This window comes from Pseudomonas sp. NGC7 (assembly GCF_047159675.1).
Classification (GTDB): domain Bacteria; phylum Pseudomonadota; class Gammaproteobacteria; order Pseudomonadales; family Pseudomonadaceae; genus Aquipseudomonas; species Aquipseudomonas kermanshahensis.
In genome coordinates this window covers 1,571,026-1,594,576 of record NZ_BAAFZY010000001.1, presented here as the reverse complement: position 1 = coordinate 1,594,576, position 23,551 = coordinate 1,571,026, and the positions used below count along the sequence as shown (strand labels likewise).

At 62.3% G+C, this 23,551-nt stretch carries 22 protein-coding genes; 18 read left to right on the top strand and 4 right to left on the bottom strand.

Annotated elements, in window-relative coordinates:
* Positions 1-9: 9 nt before the first annotated feature.
* The 3 genes from arcC (at position 10) to ACMCNM_RS07315 (ending at position 3,040) form a co-directional block, all read left to right on the top strand.
* Positions 10-939 carry a carbamate kinase gene (gene arcC / locus ACMCNM_RS07325; protein WP_085272675.1) on the top strand — a complete coding sequence of 310 codons (930 nt, stop codon included), beginning with the start codon at positions 10-12 and terminating at the stop codon, positions 937-939.
* 56 nt (positions 940-995) lie between these two features.
* On the top strand, positions 996-1,364 hold the full coding sequence (locus tag ACMCNM_RS07320) for a DUF5064 family protein (protein ID WP_186675687.1): 369 nt from the start codon (positions 996-998) through the stop codon (positions 1,362-1,364).
* Positions 1,365-1,531: 167 nt separating this feature from the next.
* A complete protein-coding gene (locus tag ACMCNM_RS07315; protein ID WP_412764148.1) occupies positions 1,532-3,040 on the top strand; it encodes a sigma-54-dependent transcriptional regulator in 1,509 nt (502 codons plus the stop codon).
* Here the strand turns inward: ACMCNM_RS07315 and ACMCNM_RS07310 are convergent.
* Positions 3,035-4,204 carry an MFS transporter gene (locus tag ACMCNM_RS07310; RefSeq protein WP_412764147.1) on the bottom strand — a complete coding sequence of 390 codons (1,170 nt, stop codon included), beginning with the start codon at positions 4,202-4,204 and terminating at the stop codon, positions 3,035-3,037. The genes ACMCNM_RS07315 and ACMCNM_RS07310 overlap by 6 nt on opposite strands.
* Positions 4,197-5,009, bottom strand: a complete 813-nt coding sequence (locus tag ACMCNM_RS07305; RefSeq protein ID WP_412764146.1) for an alpha/beta fold hydrolase — start codon at positions 5,007-5,009, stop codon at positions 4,197-4,199. The genes ACMCNM_RS07310 and ACMCNM_RS07305 overlap by 8 nt, the downstream gene beginning before the upstream one ends.
* Positions 5,010-5,131: 122 nt before the next feature.
* On the opposite strand from ACMCNM_RS07305, the gene ACMCNM_RS07300 reads away from it, so the two are divergent.
* The 12 genes from ACMCNM_RS07300 to ACMCNM_RS07245 all read left to right on the top strand — a co-directional run bounded on the left by ACMCNM_RS07300 (position 5,132) and on the right by ACMCNM_RS07245 (position 18,365).
* Entirely contained in the window at positions 5,132-5,638 is a 507-nt protein-coding gene (locus ACMCNM_RS07300; RefSeq protein WP_252826805.1) for a MarR family winged helix-turn-helix transcriptional regulator, read from the top strand.
* Positions 5,639-5,663: 25 nt separating this feature from the next.
* On the top strand, positions 5,664-6,602 hold the full coding sequence (locus tag ACMCNM_RS07295; protein WP_412764145.1) for a LysR family transcriptional regulator: 939 nt from the start codon (positions 5,664-5,666) through the stop codon (positions 6,600-6,602).
* Between the two features lie 127 nt (positions 6,603-6,729).
* Positions 6,730-7,662 (top strand): TauD/TfdA family dioxygenase, encoded by a 933-nt coding sequence (locus ACMCNM_RS07290; protein ID WP_186675675.1) that lies wholly within the window; start codon positions 6,730-6,732, stop codon positions 7,660-7,662.
* Positions 7,659-9,140, top strand: coding sequence for an AMP-binding protein (locus tag ACMCNM_RS07285; protein WP_412764144.1), 1,482 nt, complete (start codon positions 7,659-7,661; stop codon positions 9,138-9,140). The genes ACMCNM_RS07290 and ACMCNM_RS07285 overlap by 4 nt, the downstream gene beginning before the upstream one ends.
* A gap of 10 nt (positions 9,141-9,150) precedes the next feature.
* Complete coding sequence (locus tag ACMCNM_RS07280) at positions 9,151-9,750, top strand: thermostable hemolysin (RefSeq protein WP_412764143.1); 600 nt, start codon at positions 9,151-9,153, stop codon at positions 9,748-9,750.
* A gap of 48 nt (positions 9,751-9,798) precedes the next feature.
* Positions 9,799-10,992 (top strand): multidrug effflux MFS transporter, encoded by a 1,194-nt coding sequence (locus ACMCNM_RS07275; RefSeq protein ID WP_186675671.1) that lies wholly within the window; start codon positions 9,799-9,801, stop codon positions 10,990-10,992.
* 294 nt (positions 10,993-11,286) lie between these two features.
* Positions 11,287-11,670 (top strand): glycine cleavage system protein GcvH, encoded by a 384-nt coding sequence (gene gcvH / locus ACMCNM_RS07270; protein ID WP_016501301.1) that lies wholly within the window; start codon positions 11,287-11,289, stop codon positions 11,668-11,670.
* An 11-nt stretch (positions 11,671-11,681) separates the two neighbouring features.
* Positions 11,682-14,537 carry an aminomethyl-transferring glycine dehydrogenase gene (gene gcvP / locus ACMCNM_RS07265; RefSeq protein WP_412764142.1) on the top strand — a complete coding sequence of 952 codons (2,856 nt, stop codon included), beginning with the start codon at positions 11,682-11,684 and terminating at the stop codon, positions 14,535-14,537.
* 147 nt (positions 14,538-14,684) lie between these two features.
* Entirely contained in the window at positions 14,685-16,061 is a 1,377-nt protein-coding gene (locus ACMCNM_RS07260) for an L-serine ammonia-lyase (protein WP_186675668.1), read from the top strand.
* 24 nt (positions 16,062-16,085) lie between these two features.
* On the top strand, positions 16,086-17,210 hold the full coding sequence (gcvT, locus tag ACMCNM_RS07255) for a glycine cleavage system aminomethyltransferase GcvT (protein ID WP_099453020.1): 1,125 nt from the start codon (positions 16,086-16,088) through the stop codon (positions 17,208-17,210).
* A 357-nt stretch (positions 17,211-17,567) separates the two neighbouring features.
* Positions 17,568-17,780, top strand: a complete 213-nt coding sequence (locus tag ACMCNM_RS07250; RefSeq protein ID WP_186675667.1) for a cold-shock protein — start codon at positions 17,568-17,570, stop codon at positions 17,778-17,780.
* A gap of 96 nt (positions 17,781-17,876) precedes the next feature.
* The gene (locus tag ACMCNM_RS07245; protein ID WP_099428405.1) at positions 17,877-18,365 is read left to right on the top strand and encodes an RDD family protein; all 489 of its coding nucleotides are present in this window, start codon (positions 17,877-17,879) and stop codon (positions 18,363-18,365) included.
* Between the two features lie 222 nt (positions 18,366-18,587).
* On the opposite strand, the gene lptG is transcribed toward ACMCNM_RS07245, so the two are convergent.
* Positions 18,588-19,649 carry an LPS export ABC transporter permease LptG gene (gene lptG / locus ACMCNM_RS07240; RefSeq protein WP_099453018.1) on the bottom strand — a complete coding sequence of 354 codons (1,062 nt, stop codon included), beginning with the start codon at positions 19,647-19,649 and terminating at the stop codon, positions 18,588-18,590.
* Entirely contained in the window at positions 19,642-20,757 is a 1,116-nt protein-coding gene (lptF, locus tag ACMCNM_RS07235) for an LPS export ABC transporter permease LptF (protein ID WP_027595632.1), read from the bottom strand. Before lptF ends, lptG begins: the two co-directional genes overlap by 8 nt.
* 301 nt (positions 20,758-21,058) lie before the next feature.
* On the opposite strand from lptF, the gene ACMCNM_RS07230 reads away from it, so the two are divergent.
* Genes ACMCNM_RS07230 through ACMCNM_RS07220 form a run of 3 tightly spaced genes read left to right on the top strand, consistent with a single transcriptional unit; the run spans position 21,059 to position 23,402 of the window.
* Complete coding sequence (locus tag ACMCNM_RS07230; RefSeq protein ID WP_412764141.1) at positions 21,059-22,552, top strand: leucyl aminopeptidase; 1,494 nt, start codon at positions 21,059-21,061, stop codon at positions 22,550-22,552.
* Positions 22,553-22,602: 50 nt separating this feature from the next.
* The gene (locus tag ACMCNM_RS07225) at positions 22,603-23,031 is read left to right on the top strand and encodes a DNA polymerase III subunit chi (RefSeq protein WP_099428403.1); all 429 of its coding nucleotides are present in this window, start codon (positions 22,603-22,605) and stop codon (positions 23,029-23,031) included.
* Between the two features lie 5 nt (positions 23,032-23,036).
* A complete protein-coding gene (locus ACMCNM_RS07220) occupies positions 23,037-23,402 on the top strand; it encodes a DNA polymerase III subunit chi (RefSeq protein WP_275749327.1) in 366 nt (121 codons plus the stop codon).
* Positions 23,403-23,551: the final 149 nt, after the last annotated feature.

The following is a 23,551-nucleotide window of genomic DNA, read 5'->3' as shown; positions in this document are numbered from 1 at the left end:
ACATTCCCCATGCGTATCGTTGTTGCATTGGGCGGCAACGCCCTGCTGCGTCGCGGCGAGCCCATGACCGCTGACAACCAGCGCGCCAATATCCGCACCGCCACCGAGCAGATCGCCAAGATTCACCCCGGCAACGAACTGGTCATCGCCCACGGCAACGGCCCACAGGTGGGCTTGCTGTCGCTGCAGGCGCTGTCCTACAAGCCGGACGAAGCCTATCCGCTGGACGTGCTCGGTGCCGAAACCGAAGGCATGATCGGCTACATGATCGAACAAGAGCTGGGCAACCTGCTGGCGTTCGAAGTGCCGTTCGCCACCCTGCTCACCCAGGTCGAAGTGGACGCCAACGACCCGGCCTTCAAAGACCCGACCAAATTCATCGGCCCGGTCTACAGCAAGGAAGAAGCCGAGCGCCTGGCCAAGGAAAAAGGCTGGGTGGTCAAGGCCGACGGCGACAAGTACCGCCGTGTGGTGGCCAGCCCCAAACCCAAGCGCATCTTCGAGATCCGCCCGATCAAGTGGCTGCTGGAAAAAAGCAGCATCGTGATCTGCGCCGGTGGCGGTGGCATCCCCACCATGTACGACGAAAACCGCAAGCTCAAAGGTATCGAAGCGGTCATCGACAAGGACCTGTGCTCGGCACTGCTGGCCGAGCAATTGGAAGCCGACCTTCTGATAATCGCCACCGACGTCGATGCGGCCTACATTGACTGGGGCAAGCCTACGCAAAAAGCCATTGCCCAGGCCCACCCCGACGAACTCGAACGCCTGGGCTTCGCCGCTGGCTCCATGGGGCCGAAGGTGCAGGCGGCCAGTGACTTTGCCCGCAACACCGGCAAAGTGGCGGTGATCAGCTCGCTGGAGAACATCGAAGACATCGTCAAAGGCACCGCCGGCACCCGGGTTTCCACCGCCAAGCCTGGGATCAGCTACCGTTGAATGCAGTGGGTGGGCGCCTAGCGCCCGCCATTTTCGACCTTCCAAAGGAGCTTGCCATGGCCCAGTACCACCCTGGTCATGTACACATCGAGCGCAGCGCGCTGAACACCAATGACCACAGCTATGACCTGAACATCGAATACGAGGCCGCGACGGACCCCAAGGAAGGCAGAGGCATTCAGTTTCACATGCATGGCAGCATCGAAGGCAAGCCGGTGGAAGAAAAGTTCTTCCTCGCCAAGGACCAAGTGTTGCCCAGCTTCCTCATGCTGTTGACCCGCAAGGCTCAGTCTTACCTGGCCCCGCCGAAGAAGTTCGAGAACCTGAGTTCACCGCACAAACTCTACGACTACATGTTCGCGGACATTCGCGAAAAGCTGGACGTGAAATCGGGCGACGCGATCAAGCCTGAACATCTGGAGTGACAATGCAATTGGGGCCGCTTTGCGACCCTTTCGCGACGCAAGGCCGCTCCTACAGAAGACGCTCTACCTTTGTAGGAGCGGCCTTGCGTCGCGAATGGGCCGCAAAGCGGCCCCGGCAATGTTAAGGCATACTAGCGCCCTCCCCGGCCATCACCGCAACCCTCCCCATGCGCATCCACGTCAGCTTCATCGACCGCGTCGGCATCACCCAGGAAGTCCTCGCCCTGCTCGGTGCCCGCAACCTCAACCTGGACGCCGTGGAGATGGTCCCGCCGAACGTCTACATCGACGCCCCGACCCTCAGCCCCGCCGTGCTCGAAGAGTTGCACGACGCCTTGTTCGAAGTGCAGGGCGTGCAGTCGGTGGATGTGGTCGACATCCTCCCGGGCCAACGCCGCCACCTGCAGCTCGACGCCCTGCTCGCGGCCATGAGCGACCCGGTGCTGGCGGTGGACAGCGCAGGCCTGGTGCTGCTGGCCAACCCGGCGTTGATTGCCCTGTGCGGGCGCGAGTCGGCCGGGCGCTCGGTGGGTGAACTGTTCGGCGACAACGGCCTGCTTCAGGCCCTGCAAGACAACAACTTCCACCTGCCAATGCGCGAGATGCAGCTCAATGGCCAGAGCCTGCTGCTCGACGCCACCCCCATCACCAACGCCGGCGGCCTGCTAACCCTGTACCCGCCGACGCGCATGGGCGAGCGCCTGTCAGCCTTGCACCACGACCACGCCGAAGGCTTCGATGCCTTGCTCGGTGAGTCACCGGCCATCCGTACCCTCAAAGCCCGTGCCCTGCGCGTGGCGGCCCTCGACGCACCCTTGCTGGTACATGGCGAGACCGGCACTGGCAAAGAGCTCGTGGCCCGCGCCTGCCATGCCATCAGCAGCCGCCATGCCGCGCCGTTTCTTGCCCTGAACTGCGCCGCGCTGCCCGAGAGCCTGGCCGAGAGCGAGCTGTTCGGCTATGCCCCAGGCGCCTTTACCGGTGCGCAACGCGGTGGCAAACCGGGGCTGATGGAACTGGCCAACCAAGGCACGGTGTTTCTCGACGAGATCGGCGAAATGTCGCCCTACCTGCAGGCCAAGCTGCTGCGTTTTCTCAGCGACGGCAGCTTCCGTCGCGTGGGTGGCGACCGTGAGGTGAAGGTGGATGTACGCATCATCAGCGCCACCCACCGCGACCTGGAGCGCATGGTGGCCGAAGGCACCTTCCGTGAAGACCTGTTCTACCGCCTCAACGTGCTCAACCTGCAGGTGCCACCGCTGCGCGACCGTGGCCAGGACATCCTGATGCTGGCGCACTTCTTCATGCAGCAGGCCTGCACGCAGATCCAGCGCCCACCCTGCCGGCTTACGCCAGCTACCCACTCGGCGCTGCTTGCCAACCCATGGCCAGGCAACGTGCGGCAGTTGCAGAACGTGATTTTCCGCGCTGCGGCCATCTGCGAAGGCAACCTGGTGGACATTGGCGACCTGGACATCGCCGGCACTTCGGTGGCCCGCGGCCAGGACGGCGTAGTGGCGAGCCTGGAGCAGGCTGTGGGCGACTTCGAGCGGGAACTTTTGCAGCGCTTATATGCAAGTTACCCCTCAACACGGCAATTGGCCGGCAGGCTGCAGACCTCGCATACCGCCATTGCGCAGCGGCTGCGCAAGTACGGTATACCCGGAAAGTCATGAGGCCTGTTGAACAGCCCGAAGGTTATTGACTGGACGCAACAGGGTGCTCAACCCCAACAGCACGAAGGCACCAATCATCATCACCGCCCAAGCCCAGTGCAATGAGCTGAGCTGGTCACGCACGATACCGGCGAGCAGTGGCATGCTGGCGGCAATCAGGTACCCACCACCTTGCACGAACGCCAACAGCGCGCCGGCCTTGGACGGTGAATCCGCGTGGTCCATGGCAACGATCAACGAGAGAGGGAAAAGCGCCCCAATGCCCAGGCCCAGGCATACCGTCGCCACGGCCGCCAACGCTACCGGCGCGACCATCAGGCACGCCAACCCTGCTATCAACAACAAAATGACCAACACCAAGGGGTGCCTGCGGTCAGGAAAGCGCTGGATCAAGGATGACACGAGCAACCCGGCAACCACTTCGGTGACGGTCAGTGCCCCCAGCAGGTAACCCGCCTGGGCCGCTGTCCACCCCAACTCGATGTAGAACGGCGGCAACCAGGCCAGCACCAAGGTGTAGGCACCAGTGCCAATGCCGAAGAACAGCAACAGCAGCCAGGCCCGCGCGCTGCGGTAGGGCAATGTGGCCGCCACCTGTCCGCCAGGCGTACCACGCGCTAGCAACAGCCAGACGATCAGGGCGACCAATGCCGGGACGGCAGCGTAGCCCAACGACAGTTGCCAGCCGAACAGGCTCGCGCCGGGTGCTGCCGTGGCGGCGGCCAACGCGGCGCCCGCCATGATGCCGGTGGTGAACAACCCCATCAGCATGCCGGCACTTTGCGGATGGCTGCCTTTGAGGAACGCTGGCATCAGCGCCTGAATGATCGCAATGCCGATACCGCCCAGTGCCGCCGTGGCGATGAGCGCTTCGGCAGTGCTGACGTAGGCGCGTGCAGCGCAGCTCAGCGCAATCAGCACGATGCCTGTCGCCACGCCCGTGGTCTCGCCGACCAGACGCAGCAGCCAGGGGCCGGACAACGCGAACACGCCCATCATCATCACCGGCAAGGTTGTCAGCAGGCCGGCTTGGGTATTGCTCAGCCCCAGGTCGTGCTGCAGCAATTGCAGCAACGGGCCGATGGCAGCCATGACCGGGCGCAGGTTCAAGCCGATCAGTATCGCCAGCAACCCGACACAAGCTTTGTTGGGGGTATCAGACATGATGGAGGGGCTCCTGCAGAAACGCACCGGTTACCTGGTTGAATGCCTGTGCCAGCGGTACGTTGAATACGTGCCCCTCGCCAGCGAGGGTGGCCAGGCGAGCGTGACCGATGTTGCTGCAGATGGTTTCGGCCTCGGCGCTGGGGCTGATCGGGTCAAACTCTGCGGCGAGCACCAGTGTGGCAGCCTCAATGCGTTGCAAATCGCCAGTCAGGTCGTACTGCTTCATGCCCTCGCACCAGCGGACCTGGTTGTGCGCCCGTAACTGCGCCGCCTGGGCGTGCCACGCCTGGTAAAGCCGCTGACCATCGGGCGAGGCGGCGAAGTCCGCACCCACCAATGCAGGCCAGCTCGATTTGAACCGCTTGAGGCAACCATCCCGCTTGTCCAAGGCGGCCGCCCACTCGCTGAGCAGCCCTCGGCGATGCGCCGTGCTCATGCTGGCGAAGGTGCCGGCAACGATCAGTTTCTCTACGGCGTGAGGTGCATGGCAGGCCATCTCAAGGGCCACCATGCCCCCCAGGGACAAGCCGATCAGCTGGATGCTGTCGAGCCCAAGGTGGTCCAGCAGCGCCAGCATCTCCAAGGCTTGGGCGTGCGCGGTGATGCCTTCGGGTGCATCACTGGATGCACCGTGCCCTAGCAGGTCGGGTACGATGACACGGTGCCCGAGGCCAAGCAGCGCGCTGAGCTGCGGCATCCACGCCCTGCCGCTGTTGCCCAACCCGTGCAGCAGGAGTACAGGGCTACCGGAGCCGGTGTCATGATAATAGTGACGATGCTGTCCATGTATGAAAAAAGCCATGCTGCCTCCTGATCCTTGAGCTTCACCGCGCCAAGATAGCTTAACGTTAAGATTGTTAAAAGGTGCGGGGGTTCAGAAGGTGCACTGGTTACACATTTCCAGGTTGAACGATGAGTGCAGCAATGAACGATCATGTCGATTTCGTCGTCGCGCAGTGGGCGCAGGCGATGCCTTCCGTGGATGTTTCCTCCATGGAAATCTTTGGCCGAATGGCGCGTATCAGCAAGCACCTGGAGCGCATGCGTGCAGAAGCCCTGGCGCAGTATGGTTTCAAGGAGGGCGAATTCGACGTCCTGGCAACCTTGCGCCGTGCGGGGGCGCCCTACCGCCTGACGCCCACCGAGCTGTATCGCTCGTTGCTGATAACGTCCGGCGCGATGACCAACCGCTTGGCGAGACTGGAAAGCGCCGGGATGGTCGAGCGCATTGCCGACAATCAAGACAAGCGCAGCTCCCAAGTGGCCCTCACAGCACAGGGCAAGGCATTGATTGATAAGGCCGTCCTTACCCATACTGAGATCCAGGAGCTGGTACTGGCCCCCCTGAGCGCCGAGCAGCGAGCACACTTCGCTCAGCTGTTGAAGCAAATGCTCGCTCATCTGCCAGGTGAGGGTGCGCCCAGGCAATGAACTGGAAAATTCAGGAGGAATTTTCATGCTTCACAGCAATTACCTGAAGCAATTGGATCTGCAGGACATCGTGGTGTTCATCAACCTGCTCGAACTGCGCAGCGCCAAGCGGACTGCCGAATTGATGAATGTCAGCCAGCCCACCGTCAGTTATTGCCTGAAGCGCATGCGCGGGTGCTTCGACGACACCTTGTTCTCGTCGTCGCAAGGGGTGCTGAAACCCACCACCAAAGCGGAAAAGATTGCGCCGTACCTGCGCGTGGTGGTCGAGTCCGTCAACCGCTGTGCCGAGGACGACAGCAGCGCCTCGCCACAAGCACAGCGCAAGATCTGGCGCATCTGCGCGCCCGAGTATTTCGAACTGTCCTTCTTGCCGCAGGCGCTGGCGGTACTGTCACGTACCCACGGCAATACCTCGCTGCACCTCGAACGCCTGAGCCGTGACCTGCCGGTGGACCGGCTGATTTCAGGCGACATCGACATTGCCATCGGCTTTGGCCCCGGCTATCACCAGATGCACCCCGAACTGCAGTGGCAACCCGTGCTCAGCGATGATTTCGTGTGCGTAACCAGCCAAGGCATGCTCGCCAGTGAAGAGGCCATGAGCCTGGACGAGTTCTGTGCGTCGCCCCATGTGTTCCCCACACCGTGGATATCGGAAAAGAACATGGTCGACAGCTGGCTGGACAAGGTTGGCCGATCACGCAACGTGCTGGTGCGCGCCAACGGCTATCAGGCCTGCGTGAATATCGTGGCCGCCGTGCCCGCCACGGTGGCACTGCCCGCACGCCTGTTGCCGCACCTGCGCATCGCGCCTGGGCTGAAGGTGTGCAAACCGCCACTGGGGTTCCCCAGTTTCACCCTCGACATGATCTGGTCGCGCGACCGCAGCGACAGCAAGGATATTTCCAGCCTGCGCGCACTGGTCGAAGCGGTGGCGCAAACGCTGTTGACGGAACGATGACCCGGCTTTATTAAATTTTCCCATCGCGTTTAAATTTCTTAAAACCAGCAGCTTGTTCTTTTCACTTACTGTGAGGTCATCGGGTAGCGGTGTTCTACCTGACCCACAGTTCACGGAGGAATAAGTCATGCTGGCGCACGTACAACCCACGGTGTTTCCGTTCTATCGACAACCGACACCGTGCTACGGTTTCGAATGTATCTATGCCGTCGACCGCGACCTGCGGGTAGGCGATTCAATCAACAGTGCAACACTGTATGAAGACCTCGCCCACAGTGGCGCAATTATCTACCGCGACTTTGCCGATACACTGCCGGACTTCAACGACTTCGTCAGTGCGCATTCCGCCCGCGTGACATTCGACCCGGCCCGCAAAGCCGCCACGTCCAACACGGCAGAAATCGAGGCCGGGGTGAATGAAATGGGGCTTCACCGTGAGAACGGTAACTTGCCATTCAACCCCGACCTGCAGTGGTTCTACTGCCTGGAGCCGGCAGCCGTGGGCTCTGAGACGACCTTGTGCGACGGCCAACGCGTACTGTTCGACTTGTCTTCGAAAACCCGAAAGTGTTTTGAGAACCGTGAGATTCGTTACAGCCGGCGCATCCCTTGGAACAATGTAAAACGTTTTCTGAGCATTGAACTGCAACTGCCCATCGATGACATTACCGACGAGCATTTGCACCACGTCAATCAACTCGTCAGTGGCCAAACTTACCGTCGCATCGATCAGAACCTGATTGCGTCCGAACTGGTTATTTCCGCGGTTGAAACCAGTTGCTTCAGCGGCAAGAAAGCGTTTTGCAATTCAATGCTCGGCCCCAGCGTCAATTATGAACCGCCGCTTATCACGTGGGCCGATGGTGAAGATATCGCCCTGGATATCTGGGACGAAATCAAAGAAGTCACCGCCCGCAATACCTATAGCCACTTCTGGCAGAAGGGCGACCTGGTGGTAATCGACAACACCCGGGTGATGCACGGTCGCCGACGCCTGGATGACCCCTCACGGCGCATATTCGGCGCGCAAAGCTACCGCCTTGGAGGTATCGGCCAATGATCAGCCAAAAAATGCAGAACTACCTGGCCGCCACCCCCGACCGCGTAGTGATCAAGGAAATGAACGGTCGCGCCTACACGTTGCACGAATTGCGCCGTGACGTGATGCGACTGGCCAGTGCCCTCGAGGGGCGGGTTGGCCGCTGCGAACGCAAAGTGTTCGGCATCGCCATGCGCTCTTGCTACGAGTGGGTGTACACCTTGCTGGCGATCCAGAAAGTGGGCGGTGTGTTGCTACCGGTGCCCATCGAGTTCTCCGACGACCAGATCGGCAGCCTGCTGGGCAAGGCAGCGGCAGTGTTCGTCAGCGATGAGCAAACCGCCGGCCGCCTGCACGCTATTTTGCCGGACAAGGCGTGCTTCATCCCCGCGCAACTCATGCACGAGACCATTGGTGATGAATGGCGCCAGGAGGACGAGCTCATCCCGGACGGCATTGTTTCGATCATCCACACGTCCGGCACCACCTCCAAACCCAAAGGGGTGATGATCCGCGACGAGGCCGTCGGGTTGCTGGTCGATAACGTGATGAAGCGCCTGCCACAACAGCCGCTGCACTACTTCTCGATCGTCCCCATGAGTTTGCTGATCGAGCAGGTGCTGGGGGTATTCATCCCGATTCTGTCCGGCGGCACCTTGACCCTCATGCCCGAAGGCATGACCGAATACGGCGCAGCCAGCGGCAACGCACGGCAGTACCTGCAGCTGATAGCACCCAACCAGCCGAACTTCCTGTACCTGCCGCCCAAGCTGCTGGAAGAGGCCAACCTGCTGCTCGAGCACTGCTCGGTCGAGGAACTGTTCGGGCCACAACGCCCGCACATCATCACCGGCGGCGCGAAGATTCCGGTAACGGTTTTGGAAGCCTTGGAAGCGCACGGCGTGCAGGTGTTCGAAGCCTATGGCCTGAGCGAGAACTCTTCGATCATTTCGCTCAACTCACCGGCGCAACGGCGTATCGGCTCGGCAGGCACACTGCTCGATGGTATCGAACCCAAGCTGGTCGACGGTGAATTGCTGGTCCGCACGCCGACCCTCTGCGCCGGTTACTACAACGCCGACGATACTGCCTGCGACCTGTCCGACGGGTATCTGCATACCGGCGATATCGCCGAATTTCGCGACGGTTATCTGTACATCACCGGCCGCAAGAAGCACGTGATCATCCTGTCTACCGCACGCAACATTTCGCCTGAATGGGTCGAGAACGTCTACAAAGAGAGCGCCCTGGTAGACGACATGATCGTCATGGGCGAAGGCAAGGACGAGCCCTGCGCCATCGTCTTGAGCAGCGCCTGCGCTGACTCGGTCCGCCAGGAAATGGCGCGCCTGGAGCACCGGCTCGCCGACTTTGCCAGGGTCAGGCAGATTCGTGTCATCGCTGACATCGCCTCCTTCCGTGATCAGTTCTACACCGTCACGGGGCGGCCACGCAGGGCTGAGATCGAAGCGCGATTCATCGACCAGATGTACGCCTGAGGAAGCCACCATGTACATCGTGCGTAATTTCTACAAAGGCCGACCTGGCTATCGATGCCTGCAGGAAGCGGTACGTGCCCACTACCTCAAGCACTATGGCGCGACGCCAGAGCCCCAGCCCGATCTGTTCGTCTGCCTGACCGGTGCCAACGGTGGGGCCCCAGGTTACGCCTGTGCGGGGATCAGCTACGGCGATTCCGGCAAGCTGTTCAGCGAGTACTACCTGGATCAAAGCCTGGATCAGCGCTACCACATCGATCGGGCACGCATTGCCGAAGTGGGCGCCTTCGCCTCGTTCCATAGCGGCAGTGGGGCCGGGAAGTACTTGCTCAACAACGTGATCAAGACACTGGCCCTGCGAAATTTCGGCTTGGTGGTGCTGACCGCGACCGAGCAGGTGCGCCAGCTGCTGATCCCCCTGGTAGACACCCTTGAGGACCTGGGCGGTGCCGACCGCAACAGGCTCAAGGACCCTGGCGTCAACTGGGGCAACTACTACGAACACGGACCGCGGGTGGTGGCTTCGCGCCTGTCTGCACCGAGTACCTGGGGCAATGCCCCCGCCCTGGCGCTGAGCCAGCCGCATTTCACCTGCCAGGCATCCGCCTGACCACATCTGGCTCCGGGCATGGCCGTGCCCGGAGCACTGGAGGTAACCATGAACGCAAACAAGCGTTACGAGAATTTCATCGTGTTCCTTGCGCCCCTGATCAACAGCGTCGGGGGGATCGCCATCGACCTGTATGCGCCTAGCATGCCGTCAATCGGGCATGAGCTGGGCGCCAGCCCGTCGCTCATGCAAAACACCATCACCATCACCTTGCTGTTCTATGCCATCGGCCAGCTATTTTTCGGCATCATGACCGATGCGCGCGGGCGCAGGCCGGCGGTAATCCTGGGCCTGGCGCTGTTCCTCAGCGGCAGCCTGCTGGCCACCTTCTCGACCTCCATCGAAATGCTGTTGGTGGCCCGCGCACTGCAAGGTTTTGCGATCGGTGCCTGCCAAGTGGTTGCCCGTGCCTTGCTGGTCGATATCGTCAAGGGCCCGCGCTTTTATGTGGCGATCATCTACCTGAGCCTGGCGTTCGGCCTCGGGCCCGTCATCGCACCCTATGTGGGCGGCATGATCGAGGTCTACCTGGGGTGGCGCTACAATTTCGTCCTGTATGCGGTCTATGCCGTGATCGTGATGGCGTTCGTCCTGGCTGGGCTCAAGGAATCGCTGCCCGCCACTGCTCGCCGCAGTGCCATGCAAACGTTGGTGGGCTACCGGTGCATCCTGGCTGACGGGCGCTTCCGCTCTTCGGTCATCGTACTGGGGGCAAGTTTCTCGGCGTTTCTGCTGTGGAACGTGATTGGCCCGCATATCGTCCAGGAGCGGCTGGGCCATGACGCACAATACTTCGGCACCACGGCACTGGCGGTGGGCAGTTGCTATCTGGTCGGGACGCTGGTCAATCGCGCGTTGATCCGCAGGGTCCAGGCGGCCACGTTGATGTGGACGGGCATGCTGCTGTTCCTGCTCGGTGTGTTGAGCATCGCCGCCATGCCCGCCGGGTTGAACCTGGTCAGCATCCTGGGTGGCATCATGCTTGTCGCGTTCGGCCAGGGCTTTATCTTTTCCAACGCCATGGCCCGCTCCATGTCCCTGTTCCCCGACCGCGCAGGCGTAGCGGCAAGCCTGCAAGGCTGCCTGATGCTGGTGTTCGGGTCGCTGGCGTCGGGCATCGTCAGTGCGCTGCCGTTGGCGTCCAACCTGGCGATCGCAGGCGTGTTCCTGGTGCTCTGGCTGATCTCGCTGTCGGGGATGCTGACGGTGCGCCTGCAACAGCGCCAAGCGTCGCCAGCCTGAGCCAGGGCCGACCGCTAGGCTTAGATGACGTGTGTGTATTGATTTCAATACATCGTAATGGAATCGATACACACCCACACCGATCTGTATCTATAAGGGTTTGCCACGACTGGCGATTTGGGCCGTGGACCTTCTGTATCGATTTCATTCCGGTCTCGTTTTCACGAGCACTTCGATAATCGATCAAGCCATTGATTTATAAGTGTTTTATTTTATTGGCCACATTTTTGCTACAGGAAATCCAACAAGTGCGTGGCTGACCACGCCTACCGCCCTGCTTTTCGAGGATTTCCCATGAGCGAGTTGCGTTTTACTGAAGATCACGAATGGCTGCGCGTCGAAGCTGACGGCAGCGTCACCGTGGGCATCACCGCCTACGCCCAGAACGCCCTCGGCGATGTGGTCTTCGTGCAACTGCCAGAGTTGCAGCAGTATGAGAAAGGCAGCGAAGCGTCCACCGTCGAATCGGTAAAGGCCGCCAGCGGCGTGTACATGCCGCTGACCGGCGAAGTGGTCGAGGTCAACGGCCAGCTCGAAAGCAGCCCGGAACTGGTCAACGAAGACCCGATGGGTGAAGGCTGGTTCTTCCGCTTCAACCCGGCCGACATGAGCGAAGTGACCGCCCTGCTCGACCAGGACGCCTACGACCGCCTGATCAAAGCCAACGACGACGCCTGAGGAACCGCACCATGACCATCAACCTCGGCACCGCCAACGAATTCATCGCCCGCCACATCGGCCCACGCACCGCTGACGAACAGGCCATGCTCGCCACCCTGGGCTTCGACTCCTTGGACGCCATGACCGCCGCGGTCATCCCCGACAGCATCAAGGGCACCAGCGTGCTCGGTGCTGAAGACGGCCAGAGTGAAGCCGACGCACTCGCCTCGCTGAAAGCCATCGCCGGCAACAACCAGCTGTTCAAGAGCTACATCGGCCAGGGTTACTACAACACCCACACCCCGGCACCGATCCTGCGCAACCTGCTGGAAAACCCGGCCTGGTACACCGCCTACACCCCTTACCAGCCGGAAATTTCCCAGGGGCGCCTGGAAGCGCTGTTGAACTTCCAGACCCTGATCAGCGACCTGACCGGCCTGCCGATCGCCAACGCCTCGTTGCTCGACGAAGCCACCGCTGCCGCCGAAGCCATGACCTTCTGCAAGCGCCTGTCGAAGAACAAGACCAGCCACGCCTTCTTCGCCTCCAGCCACTGCCACCCGCAAACCCTCGACGTGCTGCGCACCCGTGCCGAGCCGCTGGGCATCGACGTGGTGGTGGGCGACGAACGCGAACTGACCGATGTCAGCGCCTTCTTCGGCGCACTGCTGCAGTACCCGGCCAGCAACGGTGACGTGTTCGACTACCGCGACCTGGTTCAGCGCTTCCACGCGGCCAACGCCCTGGTGGCCGTGGCTGCCGACCTGCTGGCCCTGACCCTGCTGACCCCACCAGGCGAGTTCGACGCCGACGTGGCCATCGGCAGCGCCCAACGCTTTGGCGTGCCACTGGGCTTTGGCGGCCCACACGCGGCTTACTTCGCCACCCGCGATGCGTTCAAGCGCGATATGCCAGGCCGCCTGGTCGGCGTGTCGATCGACCGCTTCGGCAAAACCGCCCTGCGCCTGGCCATGCAAACCCGCGAACAGCACATCCGCCGCGAGAAGGCCACCAGCAACATCTGCACCGCCCAGGTGCTGCTGGCCAACATCGCCAGCATGTTCGCCGTGTACCACGGCCCGGCCGGCCTCAAGCGCATCGCCCAACGCACCCATGCACTGACCGCCATCCTCGCCGCCGGCCTCAAGGCCATGGGCGTTCAGGTCGTCGGCGACAGCGCCTTCGATACCCTGACCCTGGCCACCGGCGAAGCCACCGCCAGCCTGCATGCCAAAGCCCGTGACCAGCGCATCAACCTGCGCCAGGTCGACGCTGGCCACGTCGGCCTGTCGCTCGACGAGACCACCGCCCAGGCGGATGTCGAAGCGCTCTGGCAACTGCTGGCCGGCGACCAACCGCAACCGGACTTCGCCGCCCTCGCGGCCAGCACGGGCTCGCTGCTGCCGGCCAACCTGCTGCGCCAGTCGGCGATCCTCGAACACCCGGTGTTCAACCGCTACCACAGCGAAACCGAGCTGATGCGTTACCTGCGTCGCCTGGCCGACAAGGACCTAGCGCTGGACCGCAGCATGATCCCGCTGGGTTCGTGCACCATGAAGCTCAACGCTGCCAGTGAAATGATCCCGGTCACCTGGGCCGAATTCGGCAACCTGCACCCGTTCGCTCCGGCTGAACAAAGCCAGGGTTACCTGCAGATGACCACCGAGCTGGAAGCCATGCTGTGCGCCGCCACCGGTTACGACGCGGTGTCGCTGCAACCCAACGCCGGTTCCCAGGGCGAGTACGCCGGCCTGCTGGCCATCCGCGCCTACCACCGCAGCCGCGGCGAAGGCCACCGTGACATTTGCCTGATCCCGTCTTCGGCCCATGGCACCAACCCTGCGACCGCGAACATGGCGGGCATGCGTGTGGTGGTCACCGCCTGTGACGCCCGTGGCAACGTCGATGTCGAGGACCTGCGCGCCAAGGCTATCGAACACCGCGAGCGCCTGGCCGCCATCATGATCACCTACCCGTCGACCCACGGCGTGTTCGAAGAAGCGATCGGCGAAATCTGCGCGATCATCCACGACAACGGCGGCCAGGTTTACATCGACGGCGCCAACATGAACGCCATGGTCGGCCTGTGTGCCCCTGGCAAGTTCGGCGGCGACGTTTCGCACCTGAACCTGCACAAGACCTTCTGCATTCCGCACGGTGGTGGCGGCCCGGGCGTCGGCCCGATCGGCGTCAAGTCGCACCTGGCGCCGTTCCTGCCCGGCCACGCGCAGCTGGAGAACCCGCAGGGCGCGGTGTGCGCCGCACCGTTCGGCAGCGCCAGCATCCTGCCGATCACCTGGATGTACATCCGCATGATGGGCGGTGCCGGCCTCAAGCGCGCGTCGCAAATGGCCATCCTCAACGCCAATTACATCGCCCGCCGCCTGGAAGAGCACTATCCTGTTCTGTACACCGGTGGTAATGGCCTGGTTGCCCACGAGTGCATCCTCGACCTGCGCCCGCTGAAGGACACCAGCGGTATCAGCGTCGACGACGTGGCCAAGCGCCTGATCGACTTCGGTTTCCACGCCCCGACCATGTCTTTCCCGGTGGCCGGCACGCTGATGATCGAGCCGACTGAAAGCGAGTCCAAGGAAGAGCTGGACCGCTTCTGCGACGCGATGATCCAGATCCGCGAAGAAATTCGCGCCGTCGAGAACGGCAGCCTGGACAAGGACGACAACCCACTGAAAAACGCCCCGCACACCGCAGCGGAGCTGGTTGGCGAATGGGCCCACGGCTACAGCCGTGAACAGGCGGTGTACCCGCTGCCGAGCCTGGTGGAAAGCAAGTACTGGCCACCTGTCGGCCGGGTCGACAACGTGTTCGGCGACCGCAACCTGGTCTGCGCCTGCCCGTCGATCGAGAGCTACCAGGACGCCTGATAGCGTGGGGCCGCTTCGCGGCCCATCGCCGGCAAGCCAGCTCCCACAGGTCAGCGCAGACCTCTAGGCATGCGCCATCCCTGTGGGAGCTGGCTTGCCGGCGATGGGCTGCGCAGCAGCCCCAACGGTTTAAACGGAGGAAGCAGCATGTCACTGAGCGTCTTCGACCTGTTCAAGATCGGCATCGGCCCCTCCAGCTCCCACACGGTCGGCCCAATGCGCGCCGCCGCACGTTTTGCCGAAGGCCTGCGCCGCGACGGCCTGCTGGCCAGCACGGTCAGCGTCAAGGCCGAGCTGTATGGCTCGCTCGGCGCCACGGGTAAAGGCCACGGCAGCGACAAGGCGGTGTTACTCGGCCTGGAAGGCGAGCACCCCGATACCGTCGATACCGAAGCCATCCCCGCCCGCCTGCAGGCCATCCGCGACAGCGGCCACCTGCGCCTGCTCGGCGAACACGGCATCGCGTTCGTCGAAAAGCAGCACCTGGCGATGATCCGCAAGCCACTGGCCTACCACCCCAACGGCATGATCTTCCGCGCCTTCGACCACGCCGGCCTGCAGATCCGCAGCCGCGAGTACTACTCGGTAGGCGGCGGTTTCGTGGTCGACGAGGACGCTGCCGGCCACGACCGTATCGTTGAGGACAGCACGCCGCTCCCCTACCCATTCAAGTCCGCCAAGGCGCTGCTCGGGCACTGCACCGCGCAACACCTGTCGATCAGCCAGGTGATGCTGGCCAACGAGGCGGCCTGGCGCCCGGAGGCCGAGACCCGTGCCGGCCTGCTGCGTATCTGGCAGGTGATGCAGGATTGCGTCGAGGCCGGTTACCGCCATGAAGGCATTTTGCCGGGTGGGCTCAAGGTCAAGCGCCGGGCACCGGCGTTGTACCGGCAACTCAGCCAACACCCGGAAGCCAGCCTGCGCGATGCGCTGTCGGTGCTCGACTGGGTCAACCTCTACGCGCTGGCGGTAAACGAAGAGAACGCCTACGGCGGCCGCGTGGTCACCGCACCCACCAATGGCGCTGCGGGCATCGTCCCGGCGGTCTTGCACTACTACATGCGCTTTGTACCGGGTGCCAGCGAAGACGGCGTGGTGCGCTTTCTGCTCACGGCGGCGGCCATCGGCATTCTCTACAAAGAAAATGCCTCCATCTCCGGCGCCGAGGTTGGCTGCCAGGGCGAAGTTGGCGTGGCCTGCTCGATGGCCGCCGGAGCCCTGTGCGAAGTCATGGGCGGTAGCGTGCAACAGGTCGAGAACGCCGCCGAGATCGGCATGGAACACAACCTGGGCCTGACCTGCGACCCGATTGGTGGGTTGGTTCAAGTGCCCTGCATTGAACGCAACGCCATGGGCTCGGTGAAGGCGATCAACGCCGTGCGCATGGCCTTGCGCGGTGACGGGCAGCACTTCGTCTCGCTCGACAAGGTCATCCGCACCATGCGCCAGACTGGCGCCGACATGAAAAGCAAATACAAGGAGACCGCCCGCGGCGGTCTGGCCGTCAACATCATCGAGTGTTGACCCGATAACAACACCAAGGAGTCACTGATGTCCGAAACACTGCTCAAGACCCCGCTGCACGCCCTGCACCTCGAGCTGGGCGCGCGCATGGTGCCATTCGCCGGCTATGACATGCCGGTGCAATACCCGCTGGGCGTGCTTAAGGAGCACCTGCACACCCGCGAGCAGGCAGGCCTGTTCGACGTCTCGCACATGGGCCAGATCATCCTGCGCGGCAGCGACGCTGCCAAGGCGCTGGAAAGCCTGGTGCCCGTGGACATCATCGACCTGCCAGTGGGCATGCAGCGCTATGCCATGTTCACCAACGAACAAGGCGGCATCCTCGACGACCTGATGGTCGCCAACCTGGGCGATGACGTGCTGTTCCTGGTGGTGAACGCCGCCTGCAAGGACCAGGACCTGGCCCACCTGCAAAAACACATCGGCAGCCGCTGCGAGATTCAGCCGCTGTTCGAGGCCCGCGCGCTGCTGGCCCTGCAAGGCCCGGCGGCGGTCAAGGTGCTGGAACGCCTGGCCCCGGAAGTGGCTGGCATGACCTTCATGCAGTTCCGCCCGGTCACCCTGCTCGGCGAAGACTGCTACGTCAGCCGTTCAGGTTACACCGGTGAAGACGGTTACGAAATTTCGGTGCCGGCCAACGCCGCCGACGCCCTGGCCCGCCGCCTGCTGGCCGAGCCCGAAGTGCAACCAATCGGCCTGGGTGCGCGCGACTCGCTGCGCCTGGAAGCCGGCCTGTGCCTCTATGGCCACGACATGAACACCCAGACCACGCCGATTCAGGCCAGCCTGCTGTGGGCCATCTCGAAAGTGCGCCGCGCCGACGGCGAACGTGCTGGCGGCTTCCCCGGTGCTGACATCATCTTTGGCCAGCAGCAGCACGGTGTAAAACAAAAGCGTGTCGGCTTGCTGCCGCAAGAACGTACACCGGTACGAGAAAGCGCAGAGATTGTCGATGCATACGGTAACCCGGTGGGCAAAGTCTGCAGTGGTGGCTTTGGCCCAACACTTGGCGCACCGGTTGCAATGGGTTATGTCGATATCGAACATGGCGCGCTAGACACATCACTGTTTGCATTGGTACGGGGCAAGAAGGTTGCCTTGAAAGTCAGCAAAATGCCTTTCGTACCGCAACGTTACTACCGTGGCTGAATGCAGAACATGAGGTCGGTGAACAGGCTCGCCCTATTCGATTTCGAACCTGTTCAATAACGAACGAACATGGCGCCAGCCCAGGCGCCATGCCGTTTGCGACAAATTGTTCGGCTATCGGCAAAAGCCCAGTTTTCCTGACGAGCAAGGGCTTGTTTTTCGCGCAGGAGTTGGCGTAGAGTCACTGCACTGTGTTTGCATGGGTCGCAACAGTTCGTGACCTGGGCCAGTAGCCGCAATCTGCTACAACCCGTTCGACGTCTCTTACTTTCCAGCAACCCAGCCCAGTCAGCTTTCATTCAATAACGATGTGAAAGTAACTGTTATCAAATTAATAGATTCATAGGAAATAAGAAAATGACACAGCGTCAGAACGGTACCGTCAAGTGGTTCAATGACGAGAAAGGTTACGGTTTCATCACTCCAGACAGCGGTCCGGATCTGTTCGTACACTTCCGTGCCATTCAAGGCAACGGCTTCAAAAGCCTGAAAGAAGGCCAGAAGGTTACCTTCGTAGCCGTTCAAGGCCAAAAAGGCATGCAGGCTGACGAAGTCCAGGCCGAAGCCTGATAATCCCTAAAAAAGAGCCCCTGCGTTGACGCGCAGGGGCTTTTTTTTGCCCGCAGTTCCCTAAAATGGGCCTTTGCCATCTGGAGCTGCAGCGTAATGTCCAAGCCTCCCCTCTTGCCTCAGGGTGACTTTCCGCCCGCTGGTCTAGGCCGCCGGCTGGCGGCGATGTTCTATGACTTTTTGCTGTGCACTGCCCTGCTGATCGTAACGGCGGGCGCTTACAAGATGATCCAGATGGCGATTATCGGCGAGGCCCGCATGCGTGAGCTGACCGATGCCGGGGCGCTGGATGGCGACCCGTTGTTGTCGACGATTCTGGTGTTCGCACTGTTTGGTTTCTTTGCCAAATTCTGGACCCACGGCGGGCAGACCCTGGGCATGCAGGTGTGGGGCGTGCGGGTGCAGAATACCGATGGCAGTGCCATCAGCCTGTGGCAGGCGCTGTTGCGCTTCGTGGTCTCGATCGCGTCGTGGCTGTGCCTGGGGTTGGGTTTTTTCTGGGCGTTGATCGACAAGCGCAAACGCGGGTGGCATGACATCTATTCGGAGACACAGCTGGTGCGGGTGCCGAAGCAGAAGAAATGACGCGCAGTTACGCACACTCTTCAATGCGGCCACCGTCTCTGTAGGAGCAGCCTTGTGCTGCGAAGAGGCCCGTGACAGCAGCCAAGATTGATTGTGCTGTCCCCGGCCTCTTCGCAGCACAAGGCTGCGCCTACAGGCCAAGGTCAAGCACACGCCTAAAGACAGAATTGAACCCTCAAAAAAGCCGACCCTGAGGTCGGCTTTTGTACATCGATCAAACCCTCAACCCGCTCGGCGGAGTAACCACAACCCTGCCAGTGCGCAGATCCCGGCCGGTATCACGACCGCCAGCAACGGCGGGAACCCGAACACCTGGCTCGAAGGGCCTAGCAGGTCCTGCGCGATGCGGAACACGAAGCCCACCAGCACACCGGTGAATACCCGCTGGCCGAGGGTCACCGAGCGCAGGGGGCCGAAGATGAAGGAAATCGCCATCAGCACCAGTGCCGCGGTCACGGCCGGCTGCAACACCTTGGTCCAGAACGCCAGCCAGTAGCGGGCATTGTTCAAGCCTTGGTCGGACAGGTAGTGGATGTACTCCCACAAGCCGGTAATGGACAGCGATTCCGGCGCCAGGATCACGGTATTGAGCAGTTGCGGCGTGACCGAAACGTCCCAGCGTTCTTCCGGCGTCTTCACCACTTCGGTGTGGTCACCACGGAAATACGTGGTACTCACATCGCTGAGCTGCCAGTGGTCGTCGTTGTACTGCGCCCGGCGGGCGAAGCTGGAGGTGACGATCTTGCGCTCACTGTCGAAACGGTAGCGGGTCACGCCCAGCAACAAACCATTGGGCTGCACGGCGTTGATGTGCACGAACTCTTCGCCCTGACGGTGCCACATACCCCGCTTGGAGCTCTGCGCCTCACCGCCACCCTGGGCCAGGGAACGGTCGGCCTGGGCCTTGTTTTCGGTGACCGGCGCCACGTACTCGCCAATCAACACGCCCACCAGCATCAGCACCAGCATCGGCTTCATGACCGCCCAGACAATACGGCCGATGGATACACCAGCAGCGCGCATGATGGTCAGTTCGCTGCTGCTGGCCAGGCTGCCCAGGCCGATCAGGCAGCCAATCAATGCCGCCATCGGCAACATGTCATACAAACGGCGCGGAGCGGTCAGCAGCGTGAACCAGCCGGCATCCATCACCGTGTAGGTGTCGCTCAGGTCACTCATCTCATCGATGAAGGCGAACAGCGAAGCCAGGCCGAGGATGATCCCCAGCACGGCCAAAATGGCCATGAGCACGCTCATGCCGATGTAGCGATCCAGTTTAACCACGGGCCACCTCCGCACGACGGGCAGCGCGTTTGAGGCTCAGCGGTTCCCAGTACATCAGCCCAAGCCCGATCAGCAAGAACAGGCCGTGCACCCACCACATGCCCAGGGCGATCGGCAATTTGCCCTTCTCGAGGGCGCCGCGTACGGAAATCAGCATTGTCAGGTAGGCCATGTACAGAAGAATCGCCGGCAGCAACTTGAGGAAGCGCCCCTGGCGTGGGTTGACCCGCGACAGCGGCACTGCCAACAGGGTCACGACGAAGACCAGGATCGGCAACGACAACCGCCATTGCAGCTCGGCGCGTTCGCGCAAGCCCTCCTGGCCGAACAATTGCGAAGTCGGAATAGCTTCGCGCTCGGTCACTTCCTCGCTGACTTCAGGCTTGGGCAGCAGTACGCCATAGGTGTCGTACTTGATGGCACGGTAATCGGCCTGACCAGGGTTGCCGTCGTAGCGGTAGCCGTTTTCCAGCACCAGGTAGCGGTTACCATCGGCCTGCACTTCCTGGTGGCCTTTTTCGGCGACCAGTACCGACGGGGCGCGGTCCTTGGTTTTGTCCTGGTTGAAGCGTTTTTCGGAGATGAACACGCCACCAAGGTTGATGCGGTCGTCCGACAGCTGCTCGGTGTAGGTCACCCGTGAGCCATCACGCAGGGTCTGGAAACGCCCAGGCACCAGGGTGTCGAACTCGGTCAGGGCATCCTGCTGGCTGATGATCTGCTGCACCTGGGCCACGCCCAGGGGCGCCAGGCTCAGGCTCAGCCAGGCAACCAGCAAGGCCACCAGGGCGGCGGGTGCCATGGTCAGGCCCAGCAGGCGCTGCTGGCTCATGCCCGTGGCCGACAGCACGGTCATTTCGCTTTCCAGGTACAAACGGCCGTAGGCCAGCAAAATGCCGAGGAACAGCCCCAAAGGCAGGATCAGTTGCAAGAAACCCGGCAGGCGGAAGCCCATGATCAGGAACAGCACGCTCGGGTCGAGCACGCCCTGCGCCGCCTGGGCCAGGTACTTGATGAAACGCCCACTCATGATGATCACCAGCAGCACGGCGCTGACGGCGCTCAAGGTCACCAGGACCTCGCGGGACAGATAACGAAAGACGATCAAACCAGACACTCCTGGGTTGTCAGGGCGGACTGCCAAACATTGGCGCCAAACAATGACTTAGTACAGCCAAGACCAATGTCGGTTCGCCACAGGCGAACCTCCATGTAAAGTGCGCGCATTATCCTGTGATTGACCGCCCCTGTCACTTGGCCGCGCATGAAGCCGCAAAACAGGGTTGTCAGCACGCTGGCCGCAGGCTCAAACTGGCAGCTTTTCCACGGGTACGCGACCACGCGGCCTGGCCCGCCCAGAGCGCTTGAATGCAAAGCGCCAACTGTATCGATCATTCGGGGACCCTGACATGGAACTGGTTGTAAAAAGCGTAGCTGCTGCATCCGTAAAAACCGCCACGCTGGTTGTACCGGTAGGTGAAGGCCGCAAGCTCGGCGCTGTTGCCAAGGCCGTCGACCAAGCCTGCGAAGGTGCCATCAGCGCCGTGCTCAAACGTGGCGACCTGGCCGGTAAACCGGGGCAGACCCTGCTGCTGCACAGCCTGCCAGGCCTGAAGGCCGAACGCGTGCTGCTGGTTGGCAGCGGCAAGGACGAAGCCCTGGGCGACCGCGCCTGGCGCAAACTGGTGGCCAGCGTCGCCGGCGTGCTGAAAGGCCTCAACGGTGGCGACGCCGTGCTCGCCCTGGATGATATCGCCGTCAGCAACCGCGACGCCCACTACGGCAAGTACCGCCTGCTGGCCGAGACCCTGCAAGACGGCGAATACGTGTTCGACCGTTTCAAAAGCCAAAAGGCCGAGCCACGCGCCCTGAAAAAGGTCACCCTGCTGGCCGACAAGGCCGGCCTGGCCGAGGTCGAGCGTGCCGTCAAGCACGCCACGGCGATTGCCACCGGCATGGCCTTCACCCGCGACCTGGGCAACCTGCCGCCCAACCTGTGCCACCCAACCTTCCTCGCCGAACAGGCCAAGGAGCTGGGCAAGGCGCACAAAGGCCTCAAGGTCGAAGTGCTCGACGAGAAAAAGATCAAAGACCTGGGCATGGGCGCGTTCTACGCCGTGGGCCAGGGCAGCGACCAGCCGCCACGCCTGATCGTCCTCAATTACCAGGGCGGCAAGAAGGCAGACAAGCCGTTCGTGCTGGTGGGCAAGGGCATCACCTTCGACACCGGTGGCATCAGCCTCAAGCCAGGCGCCGGCATGGACGAGATGAAATACGACATGTGTGGCGCCGCCAGCGTGTTCGGCACCCTGCGTGCGGTGCTCGAACTGCAGCTGCCGATCAACCTGGTGTGCCTGCTGGCCTGCGCTGAAAACATGCCGAGCGGCGGCGCTACCCGCCCGGGCGACATCGTCACCACCATGAGCGGCCAGACCGTCGAAATCCTCAACACCGACGCCGAAGGCCGCCTGGTGCTGTGCGACGCCCTGACCTACGCCGAACGCTTCAAGCCCCAGGCGGTGATCGACATCGCCACCCTGACCGGCGCTTGCATCGTCGCCCTGGGTAGCCACACCTCGGGCCTGATGGGCAACAACGACGACCTGGTCGGCCAACTGCTGGATGCCGGCAAGCGCGCCGACGACCGTGCCTGGCAGCTGCCGCTGTTCGACGAGTACCAGGAACAACTGGACAGCCCGTTCGCCGACATGGGCAACATCGGTGGGCCGAAGGCCGGCACCATCACCGCAGGCTGCTTCCTGTCGCGCTTCGCCAAGGCCTACAACTGGGCGCACATGGACATCGCCGGCACGGCCTGGATCAGCGGTGGCAAGGACAAGGGCGCCACTGGCCGACCGGTCCCGCTGCTGACCCAGTACCTGCTGGACCGCGCTGGCGCCTGATGCCTTGAGGCCGGTGGCGCCTCGCGCGCCACCGGCCGGCAGAGACCACCATGAGCAAAGTCGATTTTTACATCCTGCCCACCGACGCCTTGTCGGCGCGGCTCGATTTCGCCTGCAAGCTGTGCGAAAAAGCCTGGCGCCTCGGCCACCGGGTCTACCTGCATTGCCAGGATGCCGAACAGCGCAGCGAACTGGACCAACGCCTCTGGCACTTCAAGGGCGAAGCCTTCGTGCCCCACGACCTCGCGGAGTTGCACGCGGATGCCACGGTGGCCTTAGGGATTGCTGAAGATGCCGGGCAACACAGTGACCTGCTGATCAACCTGGGCGCTGGCGTGCCCGCGTTCGTCGGCCAGTTCGAACGGGTGGCCGAGATCGTCGTCGAGGAGCCAGGCATCCGCCAATCGGCCCGTGAGCGGTTCCGTTTCTACCGCGAACAGGGCTATGCTCTGCAAGACCACCGCTTACAGCGACTTTGACGACGATGGACAAGCCTTCCCCTTTACCCGACTCCGCCCATCTGCTCGATGACCTCGAGTCGATCCGCCAGTTGCTTGGCGACGCCGACCTGCAACCGCCGCTGCTGACCGAGACGGTGGAGCAGATTCCACTGTTGCTGGACGAGCCCGGCGGCAACGCCGTGCCGGCCGTCGAGCCGATCGCCGCAGCCCCTGAGGAAGACCCGCAAACCCGCCGCCAGGACACCTTGCTGCACCTGGAAAGCGAGCTGCGCGCCGCAGCGCAGGCGATCATGCAAGACGTGATCAATGACTTTACCCCGCATATCGAGAACGAAATCAAGCGCCGGCTGGATGCGCGTATCGAGCGCTTGATCAAGCGTTCTGAGTGATATTTCGGGGCCGCTTTGCGGCCCATTCGCGGCACAAGGCCGCTCCTACAGGGATCGCGGTGCCTGTGGGCGCGGCCTTGTGTCGCGAAAGGGCTGCAAAGCAGCCCCCGGCCTGTCGCCTAAACCCTGTGCCTTCGTTATACTTTTCG